Annotated in this window: 27 protein-coding genes and 1 riboswitch; of the genes, 11 read left to right on the plus strand and 16 right to left on the minus strand. The window is 71.6% G+C overall.

Annotated elements, in window-relative coordinates; all coding sequences use genetic code 11:
• Positions 1 to 144: 144 nt before the first annotated feature.
• From ACFVQ0_RS23630 to ACFVQ0_RS23650, 5 genes are all read right to left on the minus strand, one after another.
• On the minus strand, positions 145 to 987 hold the full coding sequence (locus ACFVQ0_RS23630; protein ID WP_390091054.1) for an SGNH/GDSL hydrolase family protein: 843 nt from the start codon (positions 985 to 987) through the stop codon (positions 145 to 147).
• Between the two features lie 115 nt (positions 988 to 1102).
• A complete protein-coding gene (locus ACFVQ0_RS23635; RefSeq protein ID WP_390091056.1) occupies positions 1103 to 2122 on the minus strand; it encodes a hemolysin family protein in 1020 nt (339 codons plus the stop codon).
• A complete protein-coding gene (locus tag ACFVQ0_RS23640) occupies positions 2119 to 3456 on the minus strand; it encodes a hemolysin family protein (protein ID WP_390091057.1) in 1338 nt (445 codons plus the stop codon). Before ACFVQ0_RS23640 ends, ACFVQ0_RS23635 begins: the two co-directional genes overlap by 4 nt.
• Positions 3457 to 3642: 186 nt before the next feature.
• Complete coding sequence (locus ACFVQ0_RS23645) at positions 3643 to 4068, minus strand: GNAT family N-acetyltransferase (protein WP_390091059.1); 426 nt, start codon at positions 4066 to 4068, stop codon at positions 3643 to 3645.
• An 84-nt stretch (positions 4069 to 4152) separates the two neighbouring features.
• Entirely contained in the window at positions 4153 to 5433 is a 1281-nt protein-coding gene (locus tag ACFVQ0_RS23650; protein ID WP_390091061.1) for a cytochrome P450, read from the minus strand.
• A gap of 291 nt (positions 5434 to 5724) precedes the next feature.
• Between ACFVQ0_RS23650 and ACFVQ0_RS23655 the strand changes: the two genes are divergently transcribed.
• Positions 5725 to 5952, plus strand: a complete 228-nt coding sequence (locus ACFVQ0_RS23655; protein ID WP_390091063.1) for an antitoxin — start codon at positions 5725 to 5727, stop codon at positions 5950 to 5952.
• Complete coding sequence (locus tag ACFVQ0_RS23660) at positions 5949 to 6320, plus strand: hypothetical protein (protein WP_024493430.1); 372 nt, start codon at positions 5949 to 5951, stop codon at positions 6318 to 6320. The genes ACFVQ0_RS23655 and ACFVQ0_RS23660 overlap by 4 nt, the downstream gene beginning before the upstream one ends.
• A 13-nt stretch (positions 6321 to 6333) precedes the next feature.
• On the opposite strand, the gene ACFVQ0_RS23665 is transcribed toward ACFVQ0_RS23660, so the two are convergent.
• From ACFVQ0_RS23665 to bioB, 4 genes are all read right to left on the minus strand, one after another.
• The gene (locus tag ACFVQ0_RS23665) at positions 6334 to 6999 is read right to left on the minus strand and encodes a class I SAM-dependent methyltransferase (protein WP_390091065.1); all 666 of its coding nucleotides are present in this window, start codon (positions 6997 to 6999) and stop codon (positions 6334 to 6336) included.
• A gap of 115 nt (positions 7000 to 7114) precedes the next feature.
• Positions 7115 to 7804: a dethiobiotin synthase gene (gene bioD / locus ACFVQ0_RS23670; protein WP_390091067.1), complete on the minus strand. Its 690-nt coding sequence runs from the start codon at positions 7802 to 7804 to the stop codon at positions 7115 to 7117.
• Between the two features lies 1 nt (position 7805).
• Entirely contained in the window at positions 7806 to 9110 is a 1305-nt protein-coding gene (locus ACFVQ0_RS23675) for an adenosylmethionine--8-amino-7-oxononanoate transaminase (RefSeq protein WP_390091068.1), read from the minus strand.
• On the minus strand, positions 9103 to 10296 hold the full coding sequence (gene bioB / locus ACFVQ0_RS23680) for a biotin synthase BioB (RefSeq protein ID WP_390091070.1): 1194 nt from the start codon (positions 10294 to 10296) through the stop codon (positions 9103 to 9105). Before bioB ends, ACFVQ0_RS23675 begins: the two co-directional genes overlap by 8 nt.
• A gap of 142 nt (positions 10297 to 10438) precedes the next feature.
• Between bioB and ACFVQ0_RS23685 the strand changes: the two genes are divergently transcribed.
• Entirely contained in the window at positions 10439 to 11581 is a 1143-nt protein-coding gene (locus ACFVQ0_RS23685; protein WP_390091071.1) for an 8-amino-7-oxononanoate synthase, read from the plus strand.
• A 48-nt stretch (positions 11582 to 11629) separates the two neighbouring features.
• Here the strand turns inward: ACFVQ0_RS23685 and ACFVQ0_RS23690 are convergent, their stop codons facing one another.
• Together ACFVQ0_RS23690 and ACFVQ0_RS23695 are read right to left on the minus strand one after the other, a co-directional pair.
• Positions 11630 to 11842, minus strand: a complete 213-nt coding sequence (locus tag ACFVQ0_RS23690) for a DUF397 domain-containing protein (protein ID WP_390091073.1) — start codon at positions 11840 to 11842, stop codon at positions 11630 to 11632.
• A 25-nt stretch (positions 11843 to 11867) separates the two neighbouring features.
• Positions 11868 to 12728 carry a helix-turn-helix domain-containing protein gene (locus tag ACFVQ0_RS23695; protein WP_390091075.1) on the minus strand — a complete coding sequence of 287 codons (861 nt, stop codon included), beginning with the start codon at positions 12726 to 12728 and terminating at the stop codon, positions 11868 to 11870.
• A 219-nt stretch (positions 12729 to 12947) separates the two neighbouring features.
• Between ACFVQ0_RS23695 and ACFVQ0_RS23700 the strand changes: the two genes are divergently transcribed.
• Complete coding sequence (locus ACFVQ0_RS23700) at positions 12948 to 13379, plus strand: ATP-binding protein (protein ID WP_390091077.1); 432 nt, start codon at positions 12948 to 12950, stop codon at positions 13377 to 13379.
• 19 nt (positions 13380 to 13398) lie between these two features.
• On the opposite strand, the gene ACFVQ0_RS23705 is transcribed toward ACFVQ0_RS23700, so the two are convergent.
• Positions 13399 to 14316: a LysR family transcriptional regulator gene (locus ACFVQ0_RS23705; RefSeq protein WP_390091079.1), complete on the minus strand. Its 918-nt coding sequence runs from the start codon at positions 14314 to 14316 to the stop codon at positions 13399 to 13401.
• Between the two features lie 72 nt (positions 14317 to 14388).
• Here ACFVQ0_RS23705 and ACFVQ0_RS23710 point away from each other — a divergent pair, with 72 nt between their 5' ends.
• Positions 14389 to 15042, plus strand: a complete 654-nt coding sequence (locus ACFVQ0_RS23710; protein ID WP_390091080.1) for a LysE family translocator — start codon at positions 14389 to 14391, stop codon at positions 15040 to 15042.
• 34 nt (positions 15043 to 15076) lie between these two features.
• On the opposite strand, the gene ACFVQ0_RS23715 is transcribed toward ACFVQ0_RS23710, so the two are convergent.
• The 3 genes from ACFVQ0_RS23715 to ACFVQ0_RS23725 all read right to left on the minus strand — a co-directional run bounded on the left by ACFVQ0_RS23715 (position 15077) and on the right by ACFVQ0_RS23725 (position 17004).
• Entirely contained in the window at positions 15077 to 15550 is a 474-nt protein-coding gene (locus ACFVQ0_RS23715; RefSeq protein ID WP_390091082.1) for a C40 family peptidase, read from the minus strand.
• A gap of 3 nt (positions 15551 to 15553) precedes the next feature.
• A riboswitch (cyclic di-AMP (ydaO/yuaA leader) is annotated at positions 15554 to 15726 on the minus strand.
• Between the two features lie 329 nt (positions 15727 to 16055).
• On the minus strand, positions 16056 to 16364 hold the full coding sequence (locus ACFVQ0_RS23720; protein WP_390091084.1) for a hypothetical protein: 309 nt from the start codon (positions 16362 to 16364) through the stop codon (positions 16056 to 16058).
• A 7-nt stretch (positions 16365 to 16371) separates the two neighbouring features.
• Positions 16372 to 17004: an ATP-dependent Clp protease proteolytic subunit gene (locus tag ACFVQ0_RS23725; RefSeq protein ID WP_390091361.1), complete on the minus strand. Its 633-nt coding sequence runs from the start codon at positions 17002 to 17004 to the stop codon at positions 16372 to 16374.
• 98 nt (positions 17005 to 17102) lie between these two features.
• Here ACFVQ0_RS23725 and ACFVQ0_RS23730 point away from each other — a divergent pair, with 98 nt between their 5' ends.
• A complete protein-coding gene (locus tag ACFVQ0_RS23730; protein ID WP_390091086.1) occupies positions 17103 to 17387 on the plus strand; it encodes a type II toxin-antitoxin system Phd/YefM family antitoxin in 285 nt (94 codons plus the stop codon).
• 65 nt (positions 17388 to 17452) lie between these two features.
• Here the strand turns inward: ACFVQ0_RS23730 and ACFVQ0_RS23735 are convergent, their stop codons facing one another.
• The gene (locus ACFVQ0_RS23735; protein ID WP_390091088.1) at positions 17453 to 18442 is read right to left on the minus strand and encodes an ABC transporter permease; all 990 of its coding nucleotides are present in this window, start codon (positions 18440 to 18442) and stop codon (positions 17453 to 17455) included.
• Between the two features lie 133 nt (positions 18443 to 18575).
• Here ACFVQ0_RS23735 and ACFVQ0_RS23740 point away from each other — a divergent pair, with 133 nt between their 5' ends.
• The 5 genes from ACFVQ0_RS23740 to ACFVQ0_RS23760 all read left to right on the plus strand — a co-directional run bounded on the left by ACFVQ0_RS23740 (position 18576) and on the right by ACFVQ0_RS23760 (position 22379).
• On the plus strand, positions 18576 to 19205 hold the full coding sequence (locus ACFVQ0_RS23740; protein WP_390091090.1) for a TetR/AcrR family transcriptional regulator: 630 nt from the start codon (positions 18576 to 18578) through the stop codon (positions 19203 to 19205).
• A 138-nt stretch (positions 19206 to 19343) separates the two neighbouring features.
• Positions 19344 to 19646, plus strand: coding sequence for an urease subunit gamma (locus ACFVQ0_RS23745; protein WP_311307100.1), 303 nt, complete (start codon positions 19344 to 19346; stop codon positions 19644 to 19646).
• Between the two features lie 13 nt (positions 19647 to 19659).
• Positions 19660 to 19971, plus strand: a complete 312-nt coding sequence (locus tag ACFVQ0_RS23750; RefSeq protein WP_390091093.1) for an urease subunit beta — start codon at positions 19660 to 19662, stop codon at positions 19969 to 19971.
• Positions 19964 to 21685, plus strand: a complete 1722-nt coding sequence (locus ACFVQ0_RS23755; RefSeq protein WP_390091095.1) for an urease subunit alpha — start codon at positions 19964 to 19966, stop codon at positions 21683 to 21685. The genes ACFVQ0_RS23750 and ACFVQ0_RS23755 overlap by 8 nt, the downstream gene beginning before the upstream one ends.
• 31 nt (positions 21686 to 21716) lie before the next feature.
• Positions 21717 to 22379, plus strand: coding sequence for an urease accessory protein UreF (locus ACFVQ0_RS23760; RefSeq protein WP_390091097.1), 663 nt, complete (start codon positions 21717 to 21719; stop codon positions 22377 to 22379).
• Positions 22380 to 22452 lie beyond the last annotated feature (73 nt).

Below are 22452 nucleotides of genomic sequence, written 5' to 3' on the forward strand. Positions count from 1 at the left end.
CTGAGCGGGCCGTGGCGAGGATGAGGCACGACCCTGGAGGGCAGAGGGCAGAGGGCAGAGGGCAGAGGGCAGAGGGCGGCTGGCGCAGAGGGTGGAGAGCGGCTGGCGGAGAGCCGTCAACGAAGGACGGCTGACGGAGGGCGGTTACTCGCCCGCGTCCACGCGGCGCCACGTGGCGACCGGGCCCGGGACGACGGCGTCGTCGGGGGTCACCCAGAAGGCCAGCCCCTGCTCGGCGCTGAACTGCGCCCCCGAGCGTCCGTCCCCCGAGGAGCGGCCGGTCAGGCGCCGTCCTATCCAGGGGAACAGGTGCTCACGCGCGAAGCGCGCATCATCGACGCGCCGGGTGGCCCAGTGCGGCGGGACGGCGGCGGGCAGCGGTGTCCGCCAGTCGTTCTCCGCGGGCAGGCCGAGCGTCTGCCACACCGCCTCGGCCACCCTGCGATGCCCCTCGGCGGTCAGGTGCAGCCGGTCGACGTCCCACATGCGGGGGTCGCCCAGCGCCGGTGCCCCGTACAGATCGACGACCTCCGCGCCATGCCGGGCGGCCAGATCGTCGACCAGGGAGAACAGCTCCTCCATCCGGGGCCGGAACCGTTCCATCACCGGTCCGTTGCGCCCCGGGCTGCGCATCAGCACCAGCTTCTTGCACGACGGCGCGAGGCGTTCCACGGCCTCCTCCAGCCGCCCGCGGACCATGCCCATGTCGCACTTGGGGCGCAGGGTGTCATTGAGCCCGCCGACCAACGTGACGACGTCCGCCCGCAGGTCCGCGGCGACGTCCACCTGCTCGTCGACGATCTGGCTGATCAGCTTCCCGCGCACGGCGAGGTTGGCGTACCGGAATCCGGGAGTCCGGGCCGCGAGCCGGGTGGCGAGGACATCGGCCCAGCCCCGGTACGAACCGTCCGGCAGCCGGTCCGACATGCCCTCGGTGAACGAGTCGCCGATCGCGACGAGACTGGTGTAGGTGGCATTCATTTCCATGGCGATGTGATGATATCGCGGGGTCGCCCGGCCCTTCCCGGCCCCAGGAAGCCCGGCCCCGGTCCGGCCCCGGCCCCGGCTCAGGACAGGAGCCGGGACCGGGGCCCAGGCTGGGTCACCGTGCCTGTGGCCGTCCCACGAGTTCCCGGAGCACGTCCTCCATCGTCACCATTCCGGCCAGCCGGTCGTCCTCGTCGACGACCGCCGCGAGATGCGTACGGCTGCGCCGCAGTGCGGTCAGTACGTCGTCCAGCGGAGTGGACGCCCGGACCCGGGCGATCGGCCGCATCGCCGTCACCGGGAACGGCTCGTCGCGAGGCGTCACATCGAGGGCGTCCTTCACATGGAGGTAGCCCAGGATCCGCTGTTCGCTGTCCATCACCGGGAAACGGGAGAACCCGGTCTCCGACGAGAGCCGCTCCAGCTCCTCGGGGCTCGTACCGACCCTCGTGTACATCACCCGGTCCACCGGCAGCACCACATCGCGCACGGGCCTGCGGCCCAGCTCCAGCGCGTGGTGCAGCCGCTCCGCCGCCCGGTCGTCGACCAGTCCGGCGTCCCCGGCGTCCTTCACCAGTCGGGCCAGCTCGTCGTCCGAGAAGGTGGCGGAGACCTCGTCCTTCGTCTCCACCCGCAGCAGCTTCAGCAGAGTGTTGGCGAAGGCGTTGATCGCGAAGATCACCGGACGCAGGGTCCGGGCCAGCGCCACCAGCGGCGGACCCAGCAGCAGCGCGGTCCGCACGGGCTCGGCGAGCGCGATGTTCTTCGGCACCATCTCGCCGAGCAGCATGTGCAGATACGTCGCCACGGACAGCGCGATCACGAACGAGACCGGATGGACCAGCCCGTGCGGCATGCCCACGGCGTCGAAGACCGGCTCCAGCAGATGTGCGATGGCCGGTTCCGCGACGATACCGAGGACCAGGGTGCAGAGCGTGATGCCCAGCTGTGCGGCGGCGAGCAGCGCGGAGACGTGTTCGAGCCCCCAGACGACGCTGCGCGCGCGCCGGTTCCCGTCCTCCGCCTGCGGTTCGATCTGACTGCGCCGTACGGAGATCAGAGCGAACTCCGCGCCGACGAAGAAGGCGTTCACTACCAGGGTCATCAGCCCGATGAAGAGCTGTACGGCGGTCATCGGCCGTCCTCCGGCACATCGTCGGAGCCGGGCAGCGGCGCGTGCAGCAGCGCGCGGGCGGCGCGGCGCCCGGAGGCGTCCACCACGTCGAGCCGCCAGCCGGCGAACTCGACCACGTCACCGACGACGGGGATCCGGCCCACTTCCGAGGCGATCAGCCCGGCGAGGGTCTCGTACGGTCCGTCCGGCACGCGCAGTCCGATCCTCTCCAGCTGGTCGGCCCTGGCGGCGCCGTCGGCCGACCACAGGGTGCGTCCGTCGGCGTCCTCGCCGGCGGGCGCGAGATCCGGTGTCTCGTGCGGGTCGTGCTCGTCGCGCACCTCGCCGACGACCTCCTCGACGATGTCCTCCAGTGTCACCACGCCGGCCGTGCCGCCGTACTCGTCGATGACGACCGCCATGGCGAGCTTCCCGGAGAGCCGGTCCAGCAACCGGTCCACGGTCAGCGTCTCCGGTACGAGCAGCGGCTCGCGCAGCATGTCCCCGACCCGTTTACGGGGCCGCTGTTCCGCGGGGATCGCCAGCACGTCCTTGATGTGGGCGACGCCGACGACGGTGTCGAGGCTGCCGCGGTACACGGGGAACCGGGACAGCCCCGTCGCCCGGGTGGCGTTGGCGACGTCCTCCGCGGTGGCCCGCACCTCCAGCGCGGTGACCTGGACCCGCGGGGTCATCACGTTCTGCGCGGTCAGCTCCGCGAGGTTCAGGGTGCGGACGAAGAGCTCGGCGGTGTCCGCCTCCAGGGCGCCCGCCTTGGCCGAGTGCCGGGCCAGGGCCACCAGCTCCTGAGGGCTGCGGGCCGTCGCCAGCTCCTCGGCGGGTTCGAGCCCGAAGCGGCGCACGATCCGGTTGGCCGTGTTGTTGAGGTGGCTGATGAAGGGCCGGAACAGGGCGGTGAAGACCCGCTGCGGGGTGGCCACGGTCTTCGCGACCGCCAGCGGCGAGGAGATCGCCCAGTTCTTCGGGACGAGCTCGCCGACGACCATCAGGAAGACGGTGGACAGGGCTGTGCCGATCACGAGCGCCAGGGACGACGACACGCCGGCGGACAGCCCGGCGGATTCGATCGGTCCCCGGATCAGTTTCGCGATCGAGGGCTCGGAGAGCATGCCGACCACCAGATTGGTGACGGTGATGCCCAGCTGGGCCCCGGAGAGCTGGAAGGTGAGGCTGCGTACCGCCTTCATGGCGCTCGAAGCGCCACGTTCACCCTTCTCGACAGCTCGTTCGAGCTGTCCCCGTTCGACGGTGGTCAGGGAGAACTCCGCCGCGACGAAGGCGCCACAGGCAAGGGAGAGCAGTACCGCCACGAGCAGCAGAAGCACTTCGGTCATCGGTTCACCTCCGTCCCATGATCGGGCAGGGGCAGGAGGATCGCTCGGTATCGGCGATGTCGGCTACTGGGAGGCTCGCCCATGGACGGACGCTCACACCTTTCGTAAGGAGGTAAGGAAGTAACGATCGACAGGGGAACACCTATAGTAAAGGATCAGCAAAGTCGCCCGCTGCCCCGCGCCGTCTCACCCCTGCAGTGGCTTCACCCAGCGCCGCCAGTGGTCCTCGCGCCGGTAGCCGGCCGCGTCCCAGGTGCGGTGCGCCCGCTCGTTGGCCTCCAGGACCATGGCATCGACGCGCCGCCCGCCGAGCTCGGCGAACCGCTGCTCCGCCGCGGCCATCAGGGCGGTGGCGATGCCCTGCCGGCGGCGGTCCGGAGCGACGGCCAGCCGGTAGGCGGAGCACCGCCACCCGTCGAAACCGGCGATGACGGTACCGACCAGAACCCCGTCACGTTCGGCGAGGAGAAGGGCCTCGGGATCGCGCGCGACGAGCCGCCCCACCCCGTCGCGGTCGTCGCTGATGCTCGTGCCTTCCGCCGCCGCACGCCAGAATCGCAGTACGGAGTCGATGTCGGAGGGGGCGGCGCACCTGATGCGGAGATCACTCATCCGGCGAGCCAAGCAGAGTGCCGCCCGGCGCCGCCAGCCAATACCCGCCCGGCCGTCCGCCACGGGCGGGGAGCCGCACCGGCCTCAGCGCAGACGCACCGGCAGCGACTCGATGCCGTAGACGATCGACAGCTTGCGGAAGGCGAGGTCCTGCGGCGGCACGGCGAGCCGCATCCCGGGAAACCGCCGGGCCAGCGCCGGGTAGGCCGACCGCAGCTCCATCCGGGCCAGTTCGGCGCCGATGCAGCGGTGGATGCCGTGGCCGAAGGCGAGATGAACCGACGGGGTTGCGCGGTCCAGGTCGAAGCGGCCGTCGTCCATGACGTAGGACTCGTCCCGGTTGGCGCCGCTCAGGGAACACAGGACCATGTCCCCGCGCGGAATGACGACCCCGGCTATCTCTATGTCCTCGCGGGCGAACCGGGGGAACGCCATCTGTACGGCGGAGAGGTAGCGCAGCACCTCCTCGACGAACGGCACGGTCGTGGAGTCGTCCGTACGCAGCCGGGTGAGCACGTCCTCGTTCCGCAGCAGGACGAGCGAGCCGAGCGCGATCGTGCTGGCCGTGGTCTCGAATCCGCCGGTGAGTACGCCGTCGGCGAGGCCCGCGAGTTCCTCGTCGTCGACGCTGTCGCCGTGCTCCCGCACGATCATGCCGAGCAGCCCGTCGCCCGGCTTCGCGCGCTGCGCCCTGACGACGCCCCTGAAGTAGTCCAGTGATGCGGACATGGCACCGAAGGGCGCGGTCGTTCCGCCGAAGAGGTCGAAACGGTCCATGGCCAGCTGCTGGAAGTCGTCGCGGTCCTCGTACGGCACGCCGAGCAGTTCGCAGATCGTGAGTGAGGGGATGGGCAGCGCGAACTCGTGCACCAGGTCCACCGGGCCCCGCGCGGCCTCCATCGCGGCCAGCCGCTCCTCGACGATGGCATCGATCCGGGGAGCCAGCCGGCGGAGCCGGCGCATCGTGAACTCAGGGGTCAGGATGCGGCGCAGCCGGGTGTGCACGGGCGGATCGCTGAAGCCCAGTCCGCCGGGACTCTGCTCGGCGGCTATTCCGGCGTTCGTGGCGAGGTGGGCGAAGTCCGTGCTGAATCCCTCGGCGGAGCCGAGCACGGACTTCGACTCCTCGTATCCGGTGACCACCCAGGCGTCCATGCCGAACGGCAGCGAGACCTTGGACACCGGTGCGGCGGCCCGTGCCGCGGCCAGTTGACGTACCGGGTCCAGACCGTCCCTGCGCAGCAGCATCAGGAGATCCTCCGGCAGCAGCCTGATCGTGGAGGATCCGATTCCGTGCTTCTGAATCCTGGCCAGGTAGCTGCGGCCGAACCTGGCGGTGATACGAGAACGGAACGTCGTACTCAAAGTGGACTCCATGAGTAGTCGCGGGATGCTGGACGGCCGGCAGGCGATTCGACGCCTGCCGCGTGGCCGACCGCACCGGCGTCGCCTGCCTGACCTGGAATTATGACTACTTGTTCGGGCGGGGGAGCGGTCGGGTGGGGTATCCGTCGGTTATCTTCCGACCGTAGGTGTGCCGGGGCGCCCACGCCTGTGCCCGGCCGGAGGCCCGGACGGACCGGGCGGCCTGCGCAGATGCGCTCCGAGGGCCGGTTCCCCTTGCCGGTGCTAGCGATCCCGCGCTAGCGTGATGGGGTGCCCAAGACTCAGTTGAACGTACGAGTGGACGAGGCCACCGCCGAGGCCGCGCGACAGCGCGCGCTCCAGAGGGGGATGAGCGTGAACCGCTACATAGAGGAGCTCGTCAAGCAGGACGCGGGCGAGGTCGGACACACCTTCGTCGAAGCGGCAGCCGACTTCATGAAGCAGTACGAATCGGTATTCACCGAGGAGTTCGGCCCGGAGCGCAAAGGCACCCGTTGAATCTCCGGATCCACCTTTCCTGGCTGCTCATGGTCGCGGAGCACAAGACGCCCGGCGACCCGCAGGTCACCGACTGGGGCGCGCTCGTCGCCGCCGTCGCCCGCCACGAGGCGGAGATCTTCGGCAGCCCCGTCTACAGCGACCCGCACTCCAGGGCCGCGTCACTGCTGCAGTTGCTGCTGCACGTCCCCGCGCTGGAACGGTCCAACGCGATGTTCGCCTCCGCCGTGGCCTACGCCTATCTCGTCGCGTCGGGCCTGAAGGTCATCACCTCGCCCGAGCAGGTGCGCGATCTGGCGCTGCTGGTCAAGGAGGGCAAGGCGGACGTCCGCGCGATCGCCGACGAGCTGCGCCAGTGGAGCCTGTGAGCGGTAGGCCGCGCTAGGGCCGCCGCGCCACCCCGACCACGCAGGCAGAGGTGGGGAGCCGGACACCGCTCTCGGGGATCCGGATGTCCCGGTGCGCCTCCACCACGAATCCGGCCGCCTCGATCGCGGCCAGTGCGTCACGCGAGGTGTGGCAACCTCCGGCGAGCAGCGGCCACACCGTCCGGTCCAGGACCCGCTGGACGGCGGCCATGCCCCTGCTGTCGGCCCGCACGTGTTCGAAGAAGCGCACCTCACCGCCCGGTCGCAGGACCCGCCTGATCTCCGCGAGCGACCGCCGCACGTCCCGCACGGTGCACAGCACCAGCGAGACGACGGCGGCGTCGAACACCCCGTCCCTCACCGGCAGCGCCTCCGCCGTGCCCGGCATGACGTCCACCGGAACCCCGGCCCCGAGCGCGGACCGTACGGCCAGCCGCCGCAGGGTGGCTTCCGGTTCGATCGCCACCACCTCGCGGACCGTGGGCGGGTAGTGGGAGAAGTTGAGACCGTTGCCGGCCCCGATCTCGATGACCTGCCCGGAGAGACCGGACAGCAGCTCCGCGCGCACCGGGGCGATGCCCGCGGTGGTCTCCGCGGCCACGCTCATCCGGGCGTAGTAGCGGGCGAAGACGGGATGGTGCACTGCGTCCCGACGCGTCTTCGCGCTCCGCAACCGCATGACGGCCTCCTCCGAGTTTCCTTCCCCGTTACGCCGTTACCCCGTTACCCCGATTCTGCACCGGACCACCCTGGTCCGCCGGGCCGAAGGCCGGGTCCCGCTCGGCCTGCGCCCGTCAGTCCGGCGGACGGACCCCGCCCAGCCCGGCGGTCAGCCAACTGCCTGCCCGCGCCCGGAATTCGGCGGGCGGCAGTGCCCCCGCACCCGCCGGGACCACGCCGAGCAGCGGTGCCCCCGCGGCCACCGGGAGATCCGTGAGATTGCAGCGCTCCGCCAGGTCCGGCTCCGCGGGCATGCTGCCGACCACCACCCCGAGGCAGTCGAGCCCACGGGCGCGCAGCGCCTCCGAGGTCAGCGCCGTGGAGTTGAGCGTGCCGAGTCCGGCCGGCGCCACCACCAGGACCGGCGCCGAGAGCAGCCGCGCCGCGTCCGCCAGGGTGGCCCCTTCGTCGTCGAACCGTACGAGCAGCCCGCCCGCGCCCTCGACCAGGACGAGATCGTGCTCGGCCGCCAGCTTCCCGGCCGCCTCCGCCACCTCGTACGGGCGCACCGGCGGGAGGCCGGCCCGTCTGGCGGCCGTGGCGGGCGCCAACGGTTCGGGGAAACGGGCCAGTTCGACGGCCGTCACATGGCCGCCCGCCAGCCGTACGACCTCGGCGGCGTCGCCCGGCTCACCGGGTGCCAGCCCCGTCTGGGCCGGTTTGAGCACGGCCACCCGGCGCCCCGCGGAGGCCGCCGCCACGGCGGCGGTCACGATCGTCTTGCCGATCTCCGTGCCCGTACCCGTCACTACCAGAACGCTCATCTCAGCCCTCCCGCGCCGCCGCGCACACCGCGCGGCAGATCCGTGCCACATCGTCGTCGCCGGTCACGTACGGCGGCATGGTGTAGACGAGATCGCGGAACGGCCGCAGCCACACGCCCTCGCGCACCGCTGCCGCGGTCGCGGCCGCCATGTCCACCTCGTGGTCGAGCTGGACGACCCCGATGGCGCCGAGCACCCGCACGTCCCGGACCCCGGGCAGCTCCGCTGCCGCCGCCAGGCCGTCGCGCAGACCCGCCTCGATCCTCTTGACCTCCTGCTCCCAGTCCTGGCCGAGCAACAGCTCGATGGAGGCGCAGGCGACCGCGGAGGCCAGCGGATTGCCCATGAACGTCGGGCCGTGGGCGAGTACGGGTACCTCGCCGCGCGAGATGCCCTCGGCCACCTCGCTCGTGCACAGTGTCGCGGCCATCGTCAGATAGCCGCCGGTCAGGGCCTTGCCCACGCACATCACATCGGGGGAGACCCCGGCGTGTTCAGCGGCGAAGAGCTTCCCCGTACGGCCGAATCCGGTGGCGATCTCGTCGAACACCAGCAGTACACCGCTGGCGTCGCACGCCTCGCGCAGCACCCGCAGATAGCCCGGCGAGTGGAACCGCATCCCGCCGGCTCCCTGGACCACCGGTTCCACGATCACCGCGGCCAGCTCATCGGCGTGGTGCGCGATCAGTTCCCGCAGGTGCGTCGCGTACGCGGCGTCCGGCTCCGCGTCGAAACCGGCCGGGGGCTCGTCGGCGAAGACCTGTCGCGGCAGCGCCCCCGACCACAGTTCGTGCATGCCGCCCTCGGGGTCGCACACCGACATGGGCTGCCAGGTGTCCCCGTGGTATCCGCCGCGCCAGGTCAGCAGCCGCTGTTTCGCGGGCCGCCCGGCCGAGCGCCAGTACTGCAGGCACATCTTGACGGCGACCTCGACCGAGACCGAGCCCGAGTCGGCGAGGAACACGTGCTTCAGCGGTTCCGGGGTGATCTCGACCAGCCGGGCCGCCAGCCGCACGGCGGGCTCATGGGTGAGCCCGCCGAACATCACATGGCTCATCCGGTCCAGCTGGCCTCTGGCCGCCTCGTTGAGCACCGGATGGTTGTAGCCGTGCACCGCCGACCACCAGGAGGACATGCCGTCCACCAGCTCGCGCTGCCCCTGGGCCGGTTCGGCGAGCCGGAGCCGTACCCCGGACGCGGACTCCACGACCAGCGGTTCCTGACGGCCCGGCATCGGGCCGTAGGGGTGCCAGACGTGGGCCCGGTCCAGGGCGCGCAGAGCGGCGGGCGAGAGCGGCTCAGGCATTGGGTGCGAGATCCGTTCCCGCGCCGCGACGGCGGACCGACACCAGATCAGTGCGTGCCGCCGGGACCTCCGCGGCTTCGGAGGCATCCGCCTCCGCCACCGGTCCTTCGCCGCAGGGCGTGCAGCCGTCGGAGTGCGAACCGCAGGCGTCCGACTGAGAACCGCAGCTGCCGCCGGCGTCCGCGCGGTGCCGGGGGAGCGTCGTCGTGCCCGCACCCTCGACCTCGAAACCGGCGTCCGCGATCATGTCGAGGTCGGCCTGTCCGGCTTGGCCCTCGCTCGTCAGATAGTCGCCCAGGAAGATCGAGTTGACCAGGTGCAGGGCGAGCGGCTGCATCGAACGCAGATGCACCTCACGCCCGCCGGCGAGCCGTACCTCGACATCCGGGCAGACGAAGCGCACCATCGCCAGGATCCGCAGGCAGCGCTGCGGAGTCAGGTTCCACTCCTTGGCGAGCGGGGTCCCCTCGAACGGGATCAGGAAGTTGACCGGCACCGAGTCGGGGTCGAGCTCGCGCAGCGCGAAGACGACATCGACCAGATCGGCGTCGCTCTCGCCCATTCCGGCGATCAGCCCCGAACAGGCGGAGAGCCCGGCCGCCTGCGCCTGGTGCACCGTCTCCACCCGGTCGGCGTAGGTGTGGGTGGTCGTGATCGCCCCGTACGTCCCCTCGGACGTGTTCAGGTTGTGGTTGTACGCGTCGGCCCCCGCGGAGCGCAGCCGGCCGGCCTGGCCGTCGGAGAGCAGGCCGAGGCAGGCACAGACCTCGACGCCCTCATTCTGTTCCTTGATCGCCTCGATGGTCTGCGAGACCCGGTCGACGTCCCGGTCGGTCGGGCCCCGGCCGCTGGCCACCAGGCAGACCCGCTTGGCACCGCCCGCCACCCCGGCGGCGGCCGCCTTGGACGCCTCATCGGGCTTCAGCCAGGTGTACTTGAGGATCTCGGCCTTGGAGCCCAGCCGCTGCGAGCAGTACGAGCAGTCCTCCGGGCAGAGCCCCGACTTCAGATTGACCAGATAGTTGAGCTTCACGCGCCGCCCGAACCACTGACGGCGTACCTTTCCGGCCGCGGCCACCACGTCGAGCAGATCGTCGTCCGGGGTGGCCAGTACGGCGAGCGCTTCTTCACGGGTCGGCAGCTCGCGCCGCAGCCCCTTCTCCGCCAGCGTGTTCAGGAGGTCCATGGCGATGATCCTGACGCACGGCACGCCTCCGAGCCAAGGAAGAACCGGACAACAGAGAGCCCTCAGGGTGTGTGCATGGCCACACCCTGTCCGGCTTCGCCCCCGGTTAAGGTCTGTGAGTTGCCTACAAAAGGGACTGCCCATGCCCTTCGCCCCGTTCGACTGGACAGACGACGAGGCCCGCCGCCGCGCGGACGCCGGACTGGTCCGGACGCTCCGGCCCCGGCCCGCGGAATCGGAACTGCTGGACCTCGCCAGCAACGACTACCTCGGGCTGACCAGACACCCGGAAGTGACCGGGGCGGCGGCGGACGCCGCCCGCCGCTGGGGTGCGGGAGCCACCGGATCGCGCCTGGTGACCGGTTCCACCGCGCTGCACGCCGAGCTCGAACAGGAACTGGCCGACTTCTGCGGTTTCGAGGCGGCCCTCGTCCTGTCCTCCGGCTACGCGGCCAACCTCGCCGCGCTCACCGCCCTCACCGGCCGGGGCTCCCTGATCGTGTCGGACGCGGGCAACCACGCCTCGATCGTCGACGGCTGCCGGCTCTCCAGGGCCGAGACCGCCGTCGTGCCGCACTCCGATCCCGACGCGGTGCGCAAGACCCTGCACGCGCACGACGGCAGGGCGCTGGTGGTCACCGACTCGGTCTTCTCCGTCGACGGCGACGCCGCGCCGCTGGGCGCCCTGGCCCAGGCCTGCCGCGAAGAGAACGCCGCGCTGCTCGTCGACGACGCGCACGGTCTGGGGGTCCTCGGAGCGGGCGGGCGCGGCGCGCTCGCGGCCGCGGGCCTGGCGGGCGCGGAGGGCATCGTGGCCACCCTGACCCTCTCCAAGTCGCTGGGCAGCCAGGGCGGCGCGGTTCTCGGCCCCGCCCGCGTCATCGACCACCTGGTCAACACCGCCCGCACGTTCATCTTCGACACCGGGCTCGCCCCGGCCGCCGTCGGCGCCGCGCTCGGCAGCCTGCGGCTGCTGCGCCGCGAACCGGAACGTGCGGGCCGGGCCCGTACGGTCGCCACCGCGCTGTACGACCGGCTGACCTCGGCCGGTCTGACCGCCGTACGCCCGGACGCGGCCGTGGTCTCGGTGCGGGCGCCCTCGGCCGACGCGGCGGTCCGCTGGGCGGCGGACTGCCGCGCCGCCGGAATGGCGGTGGGGTGCTTCCGGCCGCCCTCGGTACCGGACGGCATCTCCCGGCTGCGGCTGACCGCACGCGCCGATCTGACGGTCGAGCAGATCGCGACCGCGGTCACGATCGTGCGGCGGACCGCTCCGGGCGCCTGAGACGACACCCGCGTCGTCCGGCGCCCTCGACCGGTCCGCCGCGTCGCGTCAGCGGACCGGGACACTCCTTGGGCTCAGACCGGCGACGAAGGAGGTCCAGGCCTCGGCCGAGAACCGCAGCGGTGGCCTGGACACATCCTTGGAGTCGCGCACGGCCAGCCGTCCGCCGCCGAACGGCGCGGCTTCCACGCAGTTGTTCATTCCCGTGCTGCGGCTGCTGCGCCGCCACCGTAACGCGTGCTGTGCGAGGCAATCCGACATGACGCCCCCCTCGGGCAGTCCGTAGTTACTGACCGCCGCGGTCGATCGTGGCGATCAGGTCCAACGAGTGCTCCGGCGACAGCGCGTGCGCCTGCAGAGTGCGGAAGGCCGAGCTGTACGCCTCAAGGTCTTCTTTCCGCTCCAGATAGAGGCTACTCGTCAAGTGGTCAAGAACGACCACATCCAGATCAGAAGTGCTCGGAAAAGAGAAGATTACGAAAGGTCCGGTGAGGCCGACGTAGCCGCCGACCGAGAAGGGCAGCAACTGGAGGTCCACATGCGGAAGCCGGGCCAGCCGGATGAGATGGCGGAGCTGCTCCCTCATGACCCGCCGGCCACCCACCGCGCGCCTCAGCACCGCCTCGTCGAGCACCGCGCTCAGCCTCAGCGGCGGATCGCTCCTGAGCACCCCCTGCCGGGCGAGCCGCACCTCGACCAGCGAGTCCAACTGGCCGGACGGCAGGCCGTCGAGCGAGGCCCGGGTCACCGCGCGTGCGTAGTCGGCGGTCTGCAACAGGCCCGGCACCACCGAGGTTTCCAGGGTCCGGGCGGTGCGCGCCTGCGACTCCAGACTGATGAAGTCGCGGTACTGGGGCGGAATGAGCCCGCGATAGGCGTGCCACCAGCCCGCCCCGCCACCACCCGCGGAGCCCGCGAGGGTCTCCAGGACCTCCCGCAACTGCCGGTCGTCCACGGCGTACGCGTCCAGCAGCCGGGTGACGTCCGCCGGCCGCACCCCGCTGACGCCCGTCTCGATCCGGCTCACCTTCGACTGGTGCCAGCCGAGCAGTTGCGCCGCCTCCCGGCTGGTGAGGCCCGAGGTGTGGCGCAGACTCCGTAACTCCTCCCCGAGCTTGCGGCGTCGCACCGCAGGGCCGTGCTGCATGTGGTGGCTCCCCTCCCAGTCCCGCCGGCCACTCCGTGCCGAGCGGACAGTGTGCCGCTCCCGCACGGTATCCAGCGAAGAGTTCACCGCTTTGAGCGACAGATATATGCATATCTTGGTGGATCGCCGTCACAGAGGGCAGCATCAGTGGCAATCTGGCGCGAAGCACAGCACGGACCGATCGTGGGTCGGTTCCGGGCGGGAAAGGGGCGGCCGGCCATGGCGGACCAACAAGAGGCGAGTGTCACGCTGCCGAGCGAGCCGGTTTCGGTCTCCGCGGCCCGCAGGTACGTGGCCCGGGTATTGGCCGAATGGGGGCTGTCGGACGGGAGCGACGGCGCCGACACCGTCCGGCTCATCGTCTCCGAGCTGGCCACCAACGCCGTCCAGCACACGTTCGGCCAGTCGCCCACCTTCACCGTGGACCTCCGCCTGGAGCGCGAGGAACAGTTGCACCTCGGGGTGACGGACAGTCACCCGCGCTGGCCCCAGCGGCTGCCCGCCGCCGTTCAGCAGGACAACGGGCGCGGCATGGTGATCATCCGCTCGCTGGCCAAGGAGTACGGCGGCCGGCTGACCGTCACACCCACCGCGGAGGGCGGCAAGACCGTCTGGATCATGCTCCCGTGGAGCGTCCCCGTCCAGAGCTGACCGCGCCCGCGCGCCGGGGTCACTGTGGTGCGGTGGAGCGGCTGAACCCACTGCGCAGCAGGGCCCGCAGGGTCGCCGCCGCGGCGCTCGACCGGTCGCCGCGGTGCACCACGGAGATGGTCCGCCGGAACGCGGCCGGCTCCAGCCTCCGCACCGACAGCGGCGTCGGCGACATCGCCGCGACCATCTCGGGCACCACCGCGATCCCGATGCCCGCGCTGACCAGCGCGCACACCAGCGCATAGCCGGGCGACTCGCAGACCACCGCGGGCAGGGCGCCCGCCTCGGCCAGCGCGTTCTCCACCCCGCGCCGTGGCGGATGCGTGGGCGCGCTGCTGATCAGCGGCCGGCCCGCGAGGTCCGTCACCGGCAGCCGCCCGCTCCCGTCGGCCAGCACCTGGCCCACAGCGGTGATCAGGACCAGCTCCTCGACCAGCAGGGGCTCGGCGCTGACGCCCGAGGGCAGCGGCACCGTGGCGGCCGGTTCGTACGCGTGCGTCAGCGCGAGATCGACCTCGCCGGAGGCCACGGCCGCCACCCCGCCGGGCGGCTCGTAATCCGTGACGAGCAGCTCCACATCCGGATGTGCCCGGCGGAAGGCGCTCAGCACCGGGGGCAGCAGATGGATACCGGCCGTAGTGAAGGTGCCGACCCGCAGCCGCCCGCCGGAGAGCCCGGCCAGCCGGGCCAGCTCGTGGCGCGCCTGGTCCATCTCGTCCAGGACCCGCCGGGCCCGGCCCGCGAGCAGCTCGCCCGCGGCGGTGAGCCGGGCGCCCCGGTGGTGCCGGACCAGCAGCGCGGCACCGGCCTCCCGCTCCAGCTTGGCGAGCTGCTGGGAGAGCGCGGGCGCGGTATAGCCCAGCCGGGCGGCGGCCCGGGTGATCGAACCGGCCTCCGCGACCGCCACCAGCGCCGCCAGCCGTGTCGGGTCGTACATTAAGCGTTCCTTTTGGCAGACCCACAGGATTGCAAGTACATGCTAAAGGCCGTTCGGGTCCAGGGTGGAGCCATGGACGCCCAACTGACCGCCTTCCTCGGAGTCGCCGCCGTCATGGTCGCGCTGCCCGGAGCGGACTTCACCGTCGTCGTACGCAACGCCCTCGCCTCGCGCTCCGCAGGGGTGGCGACCGCGCTCGGCGTGGCCGGGGGCCTGCTCGTGCACACCGCGCTCGCCGTCGCCGGGCTGGCCGCCGTGCTGGTGGCGGTGCCGGTGCTGTTCCGCACGGTTCAGCTCCTGGGCGGGGCGTACGTGCTCTACCTGGGCATCAGCGCGCTGCGTGCGGCCCGGCGCGGCCCCGGGCAGGCGGCGGCCGCCGAAACCGCCACCGGGCGGGACGGTGACGCGCACGCCACGAACGGGACGCGGCGCGCACTGCGCCAGGGCTTCCTGACCAACGCCCTGAACCCCAAGGCGCCGGTGCTCTTCCTCAGCCTGCTTCCGCAGTTCGTCCCGGCCGGGGCCGCCCCGCTGCCCCGTACGCTGCTGCTCGCCGCGATCGTCGTACTGCTCGCACTGATCTGGTTCCCGGCCGTGGCGCTCCTGGTGGACCGGCTGGGCCGGTGGCTGCGCCGGCCGCGCACCGCCCGCGCGATCGAGGGCGGCAGCGGCGCGGCACTCACCGTGCTGGGGGCGGTACTGGTGACCGGCACCCTGGTGCGCTGACGCGGGGCGCGGGTCATGCGGCGGGGCGGTGGCGTCAGCTGACCCGGCCGTAGTAGACGCTCTTCGTCCAGATCTTCTCCAGCCGCACCACGGCACCGGTCTTCGGTGAGTGCCAGATCTTGCCGCTGCCCGCGTAGATACCCACGTGGAAGACGCTGCGGCCGGAGTGGAAGAAGACCAGATCCCCGCGCTGCCGCTTCGAGGCGGAGATGTGCCGGGTCTTGTTGTACTGCTGCTGGGCGGTGCGCGGGAGCTTCTTGCCCGCTTTCATGAACGAATAGAGCGTCAGACCCGAGCAGTCGAAACGGCTGGGGCCGGTGGCGCCCCACCGGTACGGCGATCCCTTCTTCGACGCGGCGATGTTGAGCGCCTTCATCGAATGAGTCGCGGCCTGGGCGTCGGTCACGGCGCCGGGGACGAACAGCGTGCCGCCGACGGCTGCGAGAGTCAGAACCGAGGCCGTGGTGGCTCGGGTGAGGAGAGACGGGACATGAACCTGCGCAGTCATGCGCAACCCTTCGTCAGCCGCCTGTGAAGGATGACCTGTCGGGTTCGGGCTGGCGAAGTCGCCCGGCCGCACGTGGCGGCTTCACCCCGAGGGACGACCGGATCTCCGGTCGGCCCGTTGTGCTCGGGTCCTCCACTCCTGCCGATCCACTCCTGTCGACCAGGCATCCGGACAGCGGCAGGACTCGGCGTCCGCCCGGACCGCCCCGCCGCGGTGGCGGGGGCTTGTCGTCCCAGGGATCTTGACTCACCGAACGCCGGATTTCCGAGGTGAAACAGTGATATGTGAGGCTCATCACGACTGACCCGTTCGGGTGGACAGGGGCCCTTACGGGGGGTTGCCGTACTTCTCCTTCCAGTGCCGTACCAGGGGCGGAACGGGAGATTTCACCCACGACCCACTTCGAAAGCGCAAGTTGGCCTGTCCCTCCTGCGAGGTAACACCTACGCCGAACGAGCGAGATAATTCGGTCCAGCTGTCGGGCGTGTCGGCGCAAGGGAGTTGATCAACTCGGCGGGTCGGGCGGCAGGGTGAGCCGCCCGGCGCGGCGCTCCCCGTCCAGCACCCGTAACGCCCGCGTCAACGTGGCGGAGTGGATCCGGCTTTCACCCCGCTCGTGCATCAACGTGAGCGCGTCCCGCAGGGCCGCGGCGTGCGAGGCGAGCGCCTGTGCGGCGCGCAGCGCCCGGTAGGTGTCGTCGGCGCGGGCCGGGTTGATCCGGCCCAGCTGGTCGACGACTTCCAGGTATCGGTCGACGAACTCGCCCTCCGCGCGGGTCAGGGCGGGCAGCGGCGGGAACTCGGGTGGCCGCATCGCGGGTTCACCTCGCGGCGGGCGGCAACAGGGGCCCGCGGTTCTGCAGGACGTGGTCGATCAGCCCGTAGGCCTTGGCGCCCTCGGCGTCGAGGATGAGGTCGCGCTCGGTGTCGTCGGAGATCCGCTCGGCGGGGCGGCCGGTGTGACGGGCCAGCATGCCCGTCAGCGTCTCGCGCATCCTGGCCAGTTCCCGGGCCTCGATCTCCAGGTCGGACGGCTGTCCCCGCACCGGCTCCGGGAGTTCGGGCTGCTGCAGCACGACCCGCGCGCCGGGCAGCGCGTGCCGCTTGCCGGGAGCTCCCGCGGCCAGCAGGACGGCCGCGCCGGCACTGGCCTGGCCGAGACAGAACGTCTCCACCTCGCAGGTGAGGTAGGCCATCGTGTCGTACACCGCCGTCATGGCTCCGAACGTGCCGCCGGGGGAGTTGATGTAGAGCTGGATGGGCCGGTCGGGTGCGTCGTGCTCCAGGTACATGAACTGCGCGACCAGGTCGTTGGCCGCGACGTCGTCGACCGGGGTGCCGAGGAAGACGACGCGTTCGGCCAGCAGCTTGGAGTACGGGTCGAGCGTGCGCGTCCCCTGGGACGTGCGCTCGGTGAACTCGGGAAGGACGTATCGGGCGGCGGGGCGGTGCATGGCGCGGGACCTCTCCTCCGGGCGTGCGGGGTCCATGGGGGCACCGCGCGCGCTTCCGTAAAAAATGTACAGGACGTACGGAAGTTACGATGTGGAGCATGGCCTACGAGATTCCGGTGACGCAAGCCCGAGCTGAGCTCGCCGAGCTGATCAACCGCGTCGTCTACGGCGGTGAGCGAGTGGTCGTGACGCGGCACGGCAAGCCGCTCGTGGCCCTGGTGTCGGCCGCTGACCTGGAGAGACTTGAGAACGAGGAGGCGGCGGAGCAGGAGCAGGTGATCAGTTCGGTCTCCTCGATCCACTCCTCCTCTTCCGCTGCCGGCGAACGAAGCCGCTTCGGGATCGCGGCGGAACACCGAGGGCACCACGACCCCGGGACCTGATATGGAAACGCCGTGCGCCCCCGGCCCGTGGAGGGCGGGGGGCGCACGGCATCGCGTGAGGCGGGTCAGCCGGCGAGTGCGGGCTGACGCTCGGGCGCGGCGGCGGGCGCCACGGCCCCGGTCCTGCGGCGGCCGCCGACGAAGACCGCGACCAGCCCCAGTACGGCCCACAGTCCGAGCGCCAGGAGCGGCAGGCCCGCCGCGTTGCCGTCGAAGAACGCGACGGACCGCAGCAGTGACCCGGCCGCGCCCGGCGGCAGCCACTGACCGATCGCACCGATCGGCCGGGGGAGCAGTTCGGGTGCGCTGGTGACGCCCGAGAAGGGGTTGCCCACCAGCACCATCACCAGCGACCCCAGCCCGACGCCCGCCGTGCCGATCAGCGCGGCGAGCCCCGCCACCGTGCCGCCGATCGCGAGCACGGTGAGCCCGAACGCGCCCGCCTCGCTCCACCAGTCGCCGGTCAGCACCCCGAGCCAGCTGTCCGTGAGCGCGGCGGACACCATCCCCACCAGTGCGGCGACCCCGAGCAGTGCCGCGGCCGCCCGGCCGCCGCGCAGGCCCAGCAGGGTCACCGCGGCCCCCGTGGCGACGCCCGCGATGGCCAGGGGCAGGATGCTCGACCCGAGGACGCTGCCGCGCGGATCCGCGGCCGGGGCCGCCACCACGTCCGTGACCGGGACCGCCGCGCCGTCCGGGGCCTGGGCGGCGACCGCGTCGTGGAGCAGCTGGGCCACCACCGGGCTCGCCGCGGAAGCGGTCAGCAGCTCGGGGCCCCGCGCGGTGACCGCGACCGCTCCGTATACGGTCCGGTGCTCGATCGCGGTGCGGGCGGCGGCCCCGGATTCGTACCGGTGGATCTCGAAGGCGCCGTCCCGCGCCTCCAGCCGGTCCTGGAGCTGATCGGCGGCCGGTCCCGAGCCCACGACGCCCACGGGCAGATCGCGCGGGGCCATCCTGGCGGCGGGCCAGGCGAAGGCCCAGAGGACCAGGGCCACCACGAAGGGGACCAGGAGAACGACCGCCACCAAACGGCGGTTGGGGGCAGCGGACATGACGCGGACCTCGATTCGAAGAGACTGATCGATTTCAGGCAACTAAAGAGAATGATCGTTCGTTTTATCTCGCACCACTGTCCCGGCGGTGGGGGAGCTTGTCAAGAAAGAACGTTCGTTTTAGATTGGATCCATGGCCCGTGTATCCCAGGAACACCTCGATGCCCGCCGTCGGCAGATCCTCGACGGGGCCGCGCGCTGCTTCGCCCGCGACGGATTCCACGGCACCTCGATGCAGGACGTGCTGAAGGAGGTCGGGCTGTCGGCGGGCGCCGTCTACCGCTACTTCAGCGGCAAGGACGATCTGATCGCGGCCATCGCCGGGGAGGCGGTCGGTGGCGTCAGGCAGGCGTTCGAGCGGGCCTCCCAGGTCGACCCGCCGCCCACGCCCGACGTCCTGATCGGCCGCGTGGTGCGCACCTTGTTCGCCGAAGGGGTGGACGGGGGGCGCGGCCTGGACCGGAGGGCGTACGCCGGCCTGATCGTGCAGGTGTGGTCCGAGGCGCTGCGCAGCGACCGGCTGGCGGCCACTCTCGTCGAGGCGTACGACGGGCTGCGGGCGGCCTGGGCCGAGCTGGTCGGGGTGTACCGGGAGCGGGGCGTGCTCACCGCCGACGTGCCGGACGAGCGGGTCGCCCGCACGCTGATCGCCGCCGCCCAGGGATTCATCGTCCAGATGGCGATGTTCGGTGACCCCGGTCCCGAGACCATGGAGGACGGCCTGCGGGGGCTCATGGCCATGGATGTGCAAAAGATCAGTTAACGCGCCGGAAAAACTTCGGCTCTAACGTGCAATACCTCGCCGCGCGGAGCCAGTTCGGTATTCAACAGTCTGTTGAAGAGGGCTAGTGTCGCGCTGCGCCCAGGGCCGGTACTGGGCGGATGACTGTGAGGTGGACACGTGCAACTGACCCCGCACGAGCAGGAACGTCTGCTCATTCACGTAGCCGCGGAGGTGGCGGAGAAGCGCCGCGCCCGCGGGCTGCTGCTCAACCACCCAGAGGCGGTGGCCCTCATCACCGCCCATCTGATGGAGGGTGCCCGCGACGGCCGCACGGTCACCGAACTGATGGCGTCCGGGCGCAAGGTGCTCAGCCGCGACGACGTCATGGACGGCATAGCCGAGATGATCCATGACGTGCAGGTCGAGGCGACCTTCCCTGACGGCACCAAGCTCGTCACCGTCCACGACCCGATCGTCTGACGGGCCGCCGCCGATGATCCCGGGCGAAATCCTGTACGCGGACGGGCCGGTGCCGCTCAACGCGGGCCGCGCCGTCACCCGCCTCACCGTCCTCAACGCCGCCGACCGGCCGGTCCAGGTCGGCTCGCACTACCACTTCTCCGAGGCCAACCCCGGTCTGGAGTTCGACCGGGCGGCAGCCCGTGGCCTGCGGCTGAACATCGCCGCCGGAACCGCTGTCCGCTTCGAGCCCGGTATACCCGTCGACATCGAACTCGTGCCCCTGGCCGGACGGCGGATCGTCCCCGGCCTGCGCGGCGAGACCGGAGGTGCCCTCGATGGCTGAAGTCCATCGCGCCGTGTACGCGGACCTGTTCGGTCCCACCACCGGCGACCGGATCCGCCTCGCGGACACCGATCTGCTCGTCGAGATCGAGGAGGACCGCTGCGGCGGGCCCGGACTCGCGGGCGACGAGGCGGTGTTCGGCGGCGGCAAGGTGATCCGCGAGTCCATGGGGCAGGCGCGCACCACCCGCGCCGAGGGCGCCCCCGACACGGTGATCACCGGCGCCGTCATCATCGACCACTGGGGCATCGTCAAGGCGGACATCGGCATCCGCGACGGCCGGATCACCGGGATCGGCAAGGCCGGCAACCCGGACACCATGGACGGCGTCCATCCCGAACTGGTCATCGGTCCGGAGACGGAGATCATCGCGGGCAACGGGAAGTTCATCACCGCGGGAGCCATCGACGCGCATGTGCACTTCATCTCGCCGACCCTGATGGACCAGGCGCTCTCCAGCGGCATCACCACGCTCGTCGGCGGCGGCACCGGTCCGGCCGAGGGCAGCAAGGCCACCACCATCACCCCGGGCCCCTGGCACCTCGCCCGGATGTTCGCGGCGCTGGAGGCCTACCCCGTCAACATCGGCCTGCTCGGCAAGGGCAACACGATGTCCCGCGACGCCATGCGCTCCCAGCTGCGCGCGGGGGCGCTCGGATTCAAGATCCACGAGGACTGGGGCGCGACACCGGCCGTCATCGACGCCTGCCTGAGCGTCTGCGAGGAGACCGGCGCGCAGCTGGCCATCCACACGGACACGCTCAACGAGGCCGGGTTCGTCGCCGACACCCTGGCCGCCATCGCCGGGCGCTCCATCCACGCGTACCACACGGAAGGGGCGGGCGGCGGGCACGCGCCCGACATCATCAGCGTCGTCTCGGAGCCGCACGTCCTGCCCAGCTCCACCAATCCGACCCGGCCGCACACCGTCAACACCATCGATGAACACCTCGACATGCTGATGGTCTGCCACCACCTGAACCCCACCGTCCCGGAGGACCTGGCCTTCGCGGAGTCGCGGATCAGGCCCTCCACCATCGCGGCGGAGGACATCCTCCACGACCTCGGCGCCATCTCGATCATCTCCTCCGACTCCCAGGCCATGGGCCGCATCGGTGAGGTCGTCCTGCGCACCTGGCAGACCGCGCACGTGATGAAGAGGCGTCGTGGCGCACTGCCCGGCGACGGGCGCGCCGACAACCGCCGGGTCCGTCGCTATGTCGCCAAATACACCATCAACCCGGCGGTCGCCCAGGGCCTCGACCAGGAGATCGGCTCCGTCGAGAGCGGCAAGCTCGCCGATCTGGTGCTGTGGGAACCGGCGTTCTTCGGAGTGAAGCCGCAGACCGTCATCAAGGGCGGCCAGATCGCCTACGCGCAGATGGGGGACGCCAACGCCTCCATCCCGACCCCGCAGCCCGTCCTGCCCCGCCCGATGTTCGGCGCCGTCGGCCGGGCACCGGCCGCCAACTCCTTCAACTTCGTGGCGCAGGCGGCGATCGACGACGGGCTGCCGGAGCGGCTCGCGCTCGGGAAGCGCTTCGTCCCGATCACCAGCACCAGAGGGGTCACCAAGGCCGACATGCGGGAGAACGACGCGCTGCCACGGGTCGACGTCGACCCCGACAGCTTCGCCGTCACCATCGACGGCGAACCGGTCGAACCGGCACCCGCCGCCGAACTTCCCATGGCCCAGCGCTACTTCCTCTTCTAGCGCTGTTGCCCCCTACGAGAGTGGTCTCCCGATGAACCGAGCAGCCCTGCTCGTACTGGCCGACGGCCGGTTCCCCGCCGGAGGGCACGCCCATTCCGGCGGCGCCGAACCGGCCGTCGAGGCGGGGCGCGTCCGCGACGCGGAGGACCTCGCCGCGTTCTGCCGGGGCCGCCTCCACACCGCCGGGCTGACCGCCGCCGCGCTCGCCGCGGCGGCCGCCCACGGCCACGACCCGCTCGCCCTGGACGAGGCCGCCGACGCCCGCACCCCCTCGCCCGCGCTGCGCGCCGTCGCCCGCAAGCTCGGCCGCCAGCTGATGCGGGCAGCCCGTGCGACCTGGCCCAGCGACGAACTCGACGCGCTCGCGCGGGCCCGGCCGCGTGGCGTCCATCAGCCCATCGTGCTGGGTCTCACCGCCCGCGCGGCGGGGCTCGGCCCAGAGGACGCCGCGTACTGCGTCGCCTACGAAGCGGTGAGCGGACCGGCCACGGCGGTGGTCCGGCTGCTCTCCCTCAACCCGTTCGACGCGACCGCCGTCCTGGCCCGGCTCGCTCCCGAACTCGACCATGTCGCCGGGCTGGCGGCGGCCGCCGCCGCCGGGAGCATCGACGAGCTGCCCGCCGCCTCCGCCCCACTCCTCGACATCGCCGCCGAGGCCCACGCGGCCAGGCCGGTACGGCTGTTCGCCTCGTAGCCCAGCCTCGTAACCCAGCCCCGTAGCCCAGCCCGCACACCCATCCACTGGCCGGCCCGCAGACCAGCACCGC

The organism is Streptomyces sp. NPDC057900, assembly GCF_042887885.1.
GTDB lineage: Bacteria > Actinomycetota > Actinomycetes > Streptomycetales > Streptomycetaceae > Streptomyces.

Bases quoted from the DNA above. Each gene is read 5' to 3' on its own strand.
- ACFVQ0_RS23665 (WP_390091065.1), bottom strand. From the start codon at position 6,999: ATGCGGTTGCGGAGCGCGAAGACGCGTCGGGACGCAGTGCACCATCCC.
- ACFVQ0_RS23750 (WP_390091093.1), top strand. From the start codon at position 19,660: ATGATCCCGGGCGAAATCCTGTACGCGGACGGGCCGGTGCCGCTCAAC.
- ACFVQ0_RS23735 (WP_390091088.1), bottom strand. From the start codon at position 18,442: ATGTCCGCTGCCCCCAACCGCCGTTTGGTGGCGGTCGTTCTCCTGGTC.
- ACFVQ0_RS23690 (WP_390091073.1), bottom strand. From the start codon at position 11,842: ATGTCGGATTGCCTCGCACAGCACGCGTTACGGTGGCGGCGCAGCAGC.
- ACFVQ0_RS23640 (WP_390091057.1), bottom strand. From the start codon at position 3,456: ATGACCGAAGTGCTTCTGCTGCTCGTGGCGGTACTGCTCTCCCTTGCC.
- bioD (WP_390091067.1), bottom strand. From the start codon at position 7,804: ATGAGCGTTCTGGTAGTGACGGGTACGGGCACGGAGATCGGCAAGACG.
- ACFVQ0_RS23760 (WP_390091097.1), top strand. From the start codon at position 21,717: ATGAACCGAGCAGCCCTGCTCGTACTGGCCGACGGCCGGTTCCCCGCC.
- ACFVQ0_RS23725 (WP_390091361.1), bottom strand. From the start codon at position 17,004: ATGCACCGCCCCGCCGCCCGATACGTCCTTCCCGAGTTCACCGAGCGC.
- ACFVQ0_RS23685 (WP_390091071.1), top strand. From the start codon at position 10,439: ATGCCCTTCGCCCCGTTCGACTGGACAGACGACGAGGCCCGCCGCCGC.
- ACFVQ0_RS23675 (WP_390091068.1), bottom strand. From the start codon at position 9,110: ATGCCTGAGCCGCTCTCGCCCGCCGCTCTGCGCGCCCTGGACCGGGCC.
- ACFVQ0_RS23740 (WP_390091090.1), top strand. From the start codon at position 18,576: ATGGCCCGTGTATCCCAGGAACACCTCGATGCCCGCCGTCGGCAGATC.
- ACFVQ0_RS23635 (WP_390091056.1), bottom strand. From the start codon at position 2,122: ATGACCGCCGTACAGCTCTTCATCGGGCTGATGACCCTGGTAGTGAAC.
- ACFVQ0_RS23645 (WP_390091059.1), bottom strand. From the start codon at position 4,068: ATGAGTGATCTCCGCATCAGGTGCGCCGCCCCCTCCGACATCGACTCC.
- ACFVQ0_RS23710 (WP_390091080.1), top strand. From the start codon at position 14,389: ATGGACGCCCAACTGACCGCCTTCCTCGGAGTCGCCGCCGTCATGGTC.
- ACFVQ0_RS23715 (WP_390091082.1), bottom strand. From the start codon at position 15,550: ATGACTGCGCAGGTTCATGTCCCGTCTCTCCTCACCCGAGCCACCACG.
- ACFVQ0_RS23695 (WP_390091075.1), bottom strand. From the start codon at position 12,728: ATGCAGCACGGCCCTGCGGTGCGACGCCGCAAGCTCGGGGAGGAGTTA.
- ACFVQ0_RS23630 (WP_390091054.1), bottom strand. From the start codon at position 987: ATGGAAATGAATGCCACCTACACCAGTCTCGTCGCGATCGGCGACTCG.
- bioB (WP_390091070.1), bottom strand. From the start codon at position 10,296: ATGGACCTCCTGAACACGCTGGCGGAGAAGGGGCTGCGGCGCGAGCTG.
- ACFVQ0_RS23705 (WP_390091079.1), bottom strand. From the start codon at position 14,316: ATGTACGACCCGACACGGCTGGCGGCGCTGGTGGCGGTCGCGGAGGCC.
- ACFVQ0_RS23720 (WP_390091084.1), bottom strand. From the start codon at position 16,364: ATGCGGCCACCCGAGTTCCCGCCGCTGCCCGCCCTGACCCGCGCGGAG.
- ACFVQ0_RS23700 (WP_390091077.1), top strand. From the start codon at position 12,948: ATGGCGGACCAACAAGAGGCGAGTGTCACGCTGCCGAGCGAGCCGGTT.
- ACFVQ0_RS23730 (WP_390091086.1), top strand. From the start codon at position 17,103: ATGGCCTACGAGATTCCGGTGACGCAAGCCCGAGCTGAGCTCGCCGAG.
- ACFVQ0_RS23755 (WP_390091095.1), top strand. From the start codon at position 19,964: ATGGCTGAAGTCCATCGCGCCGTGTACGCGGACCTGTTCGGTCCCACC.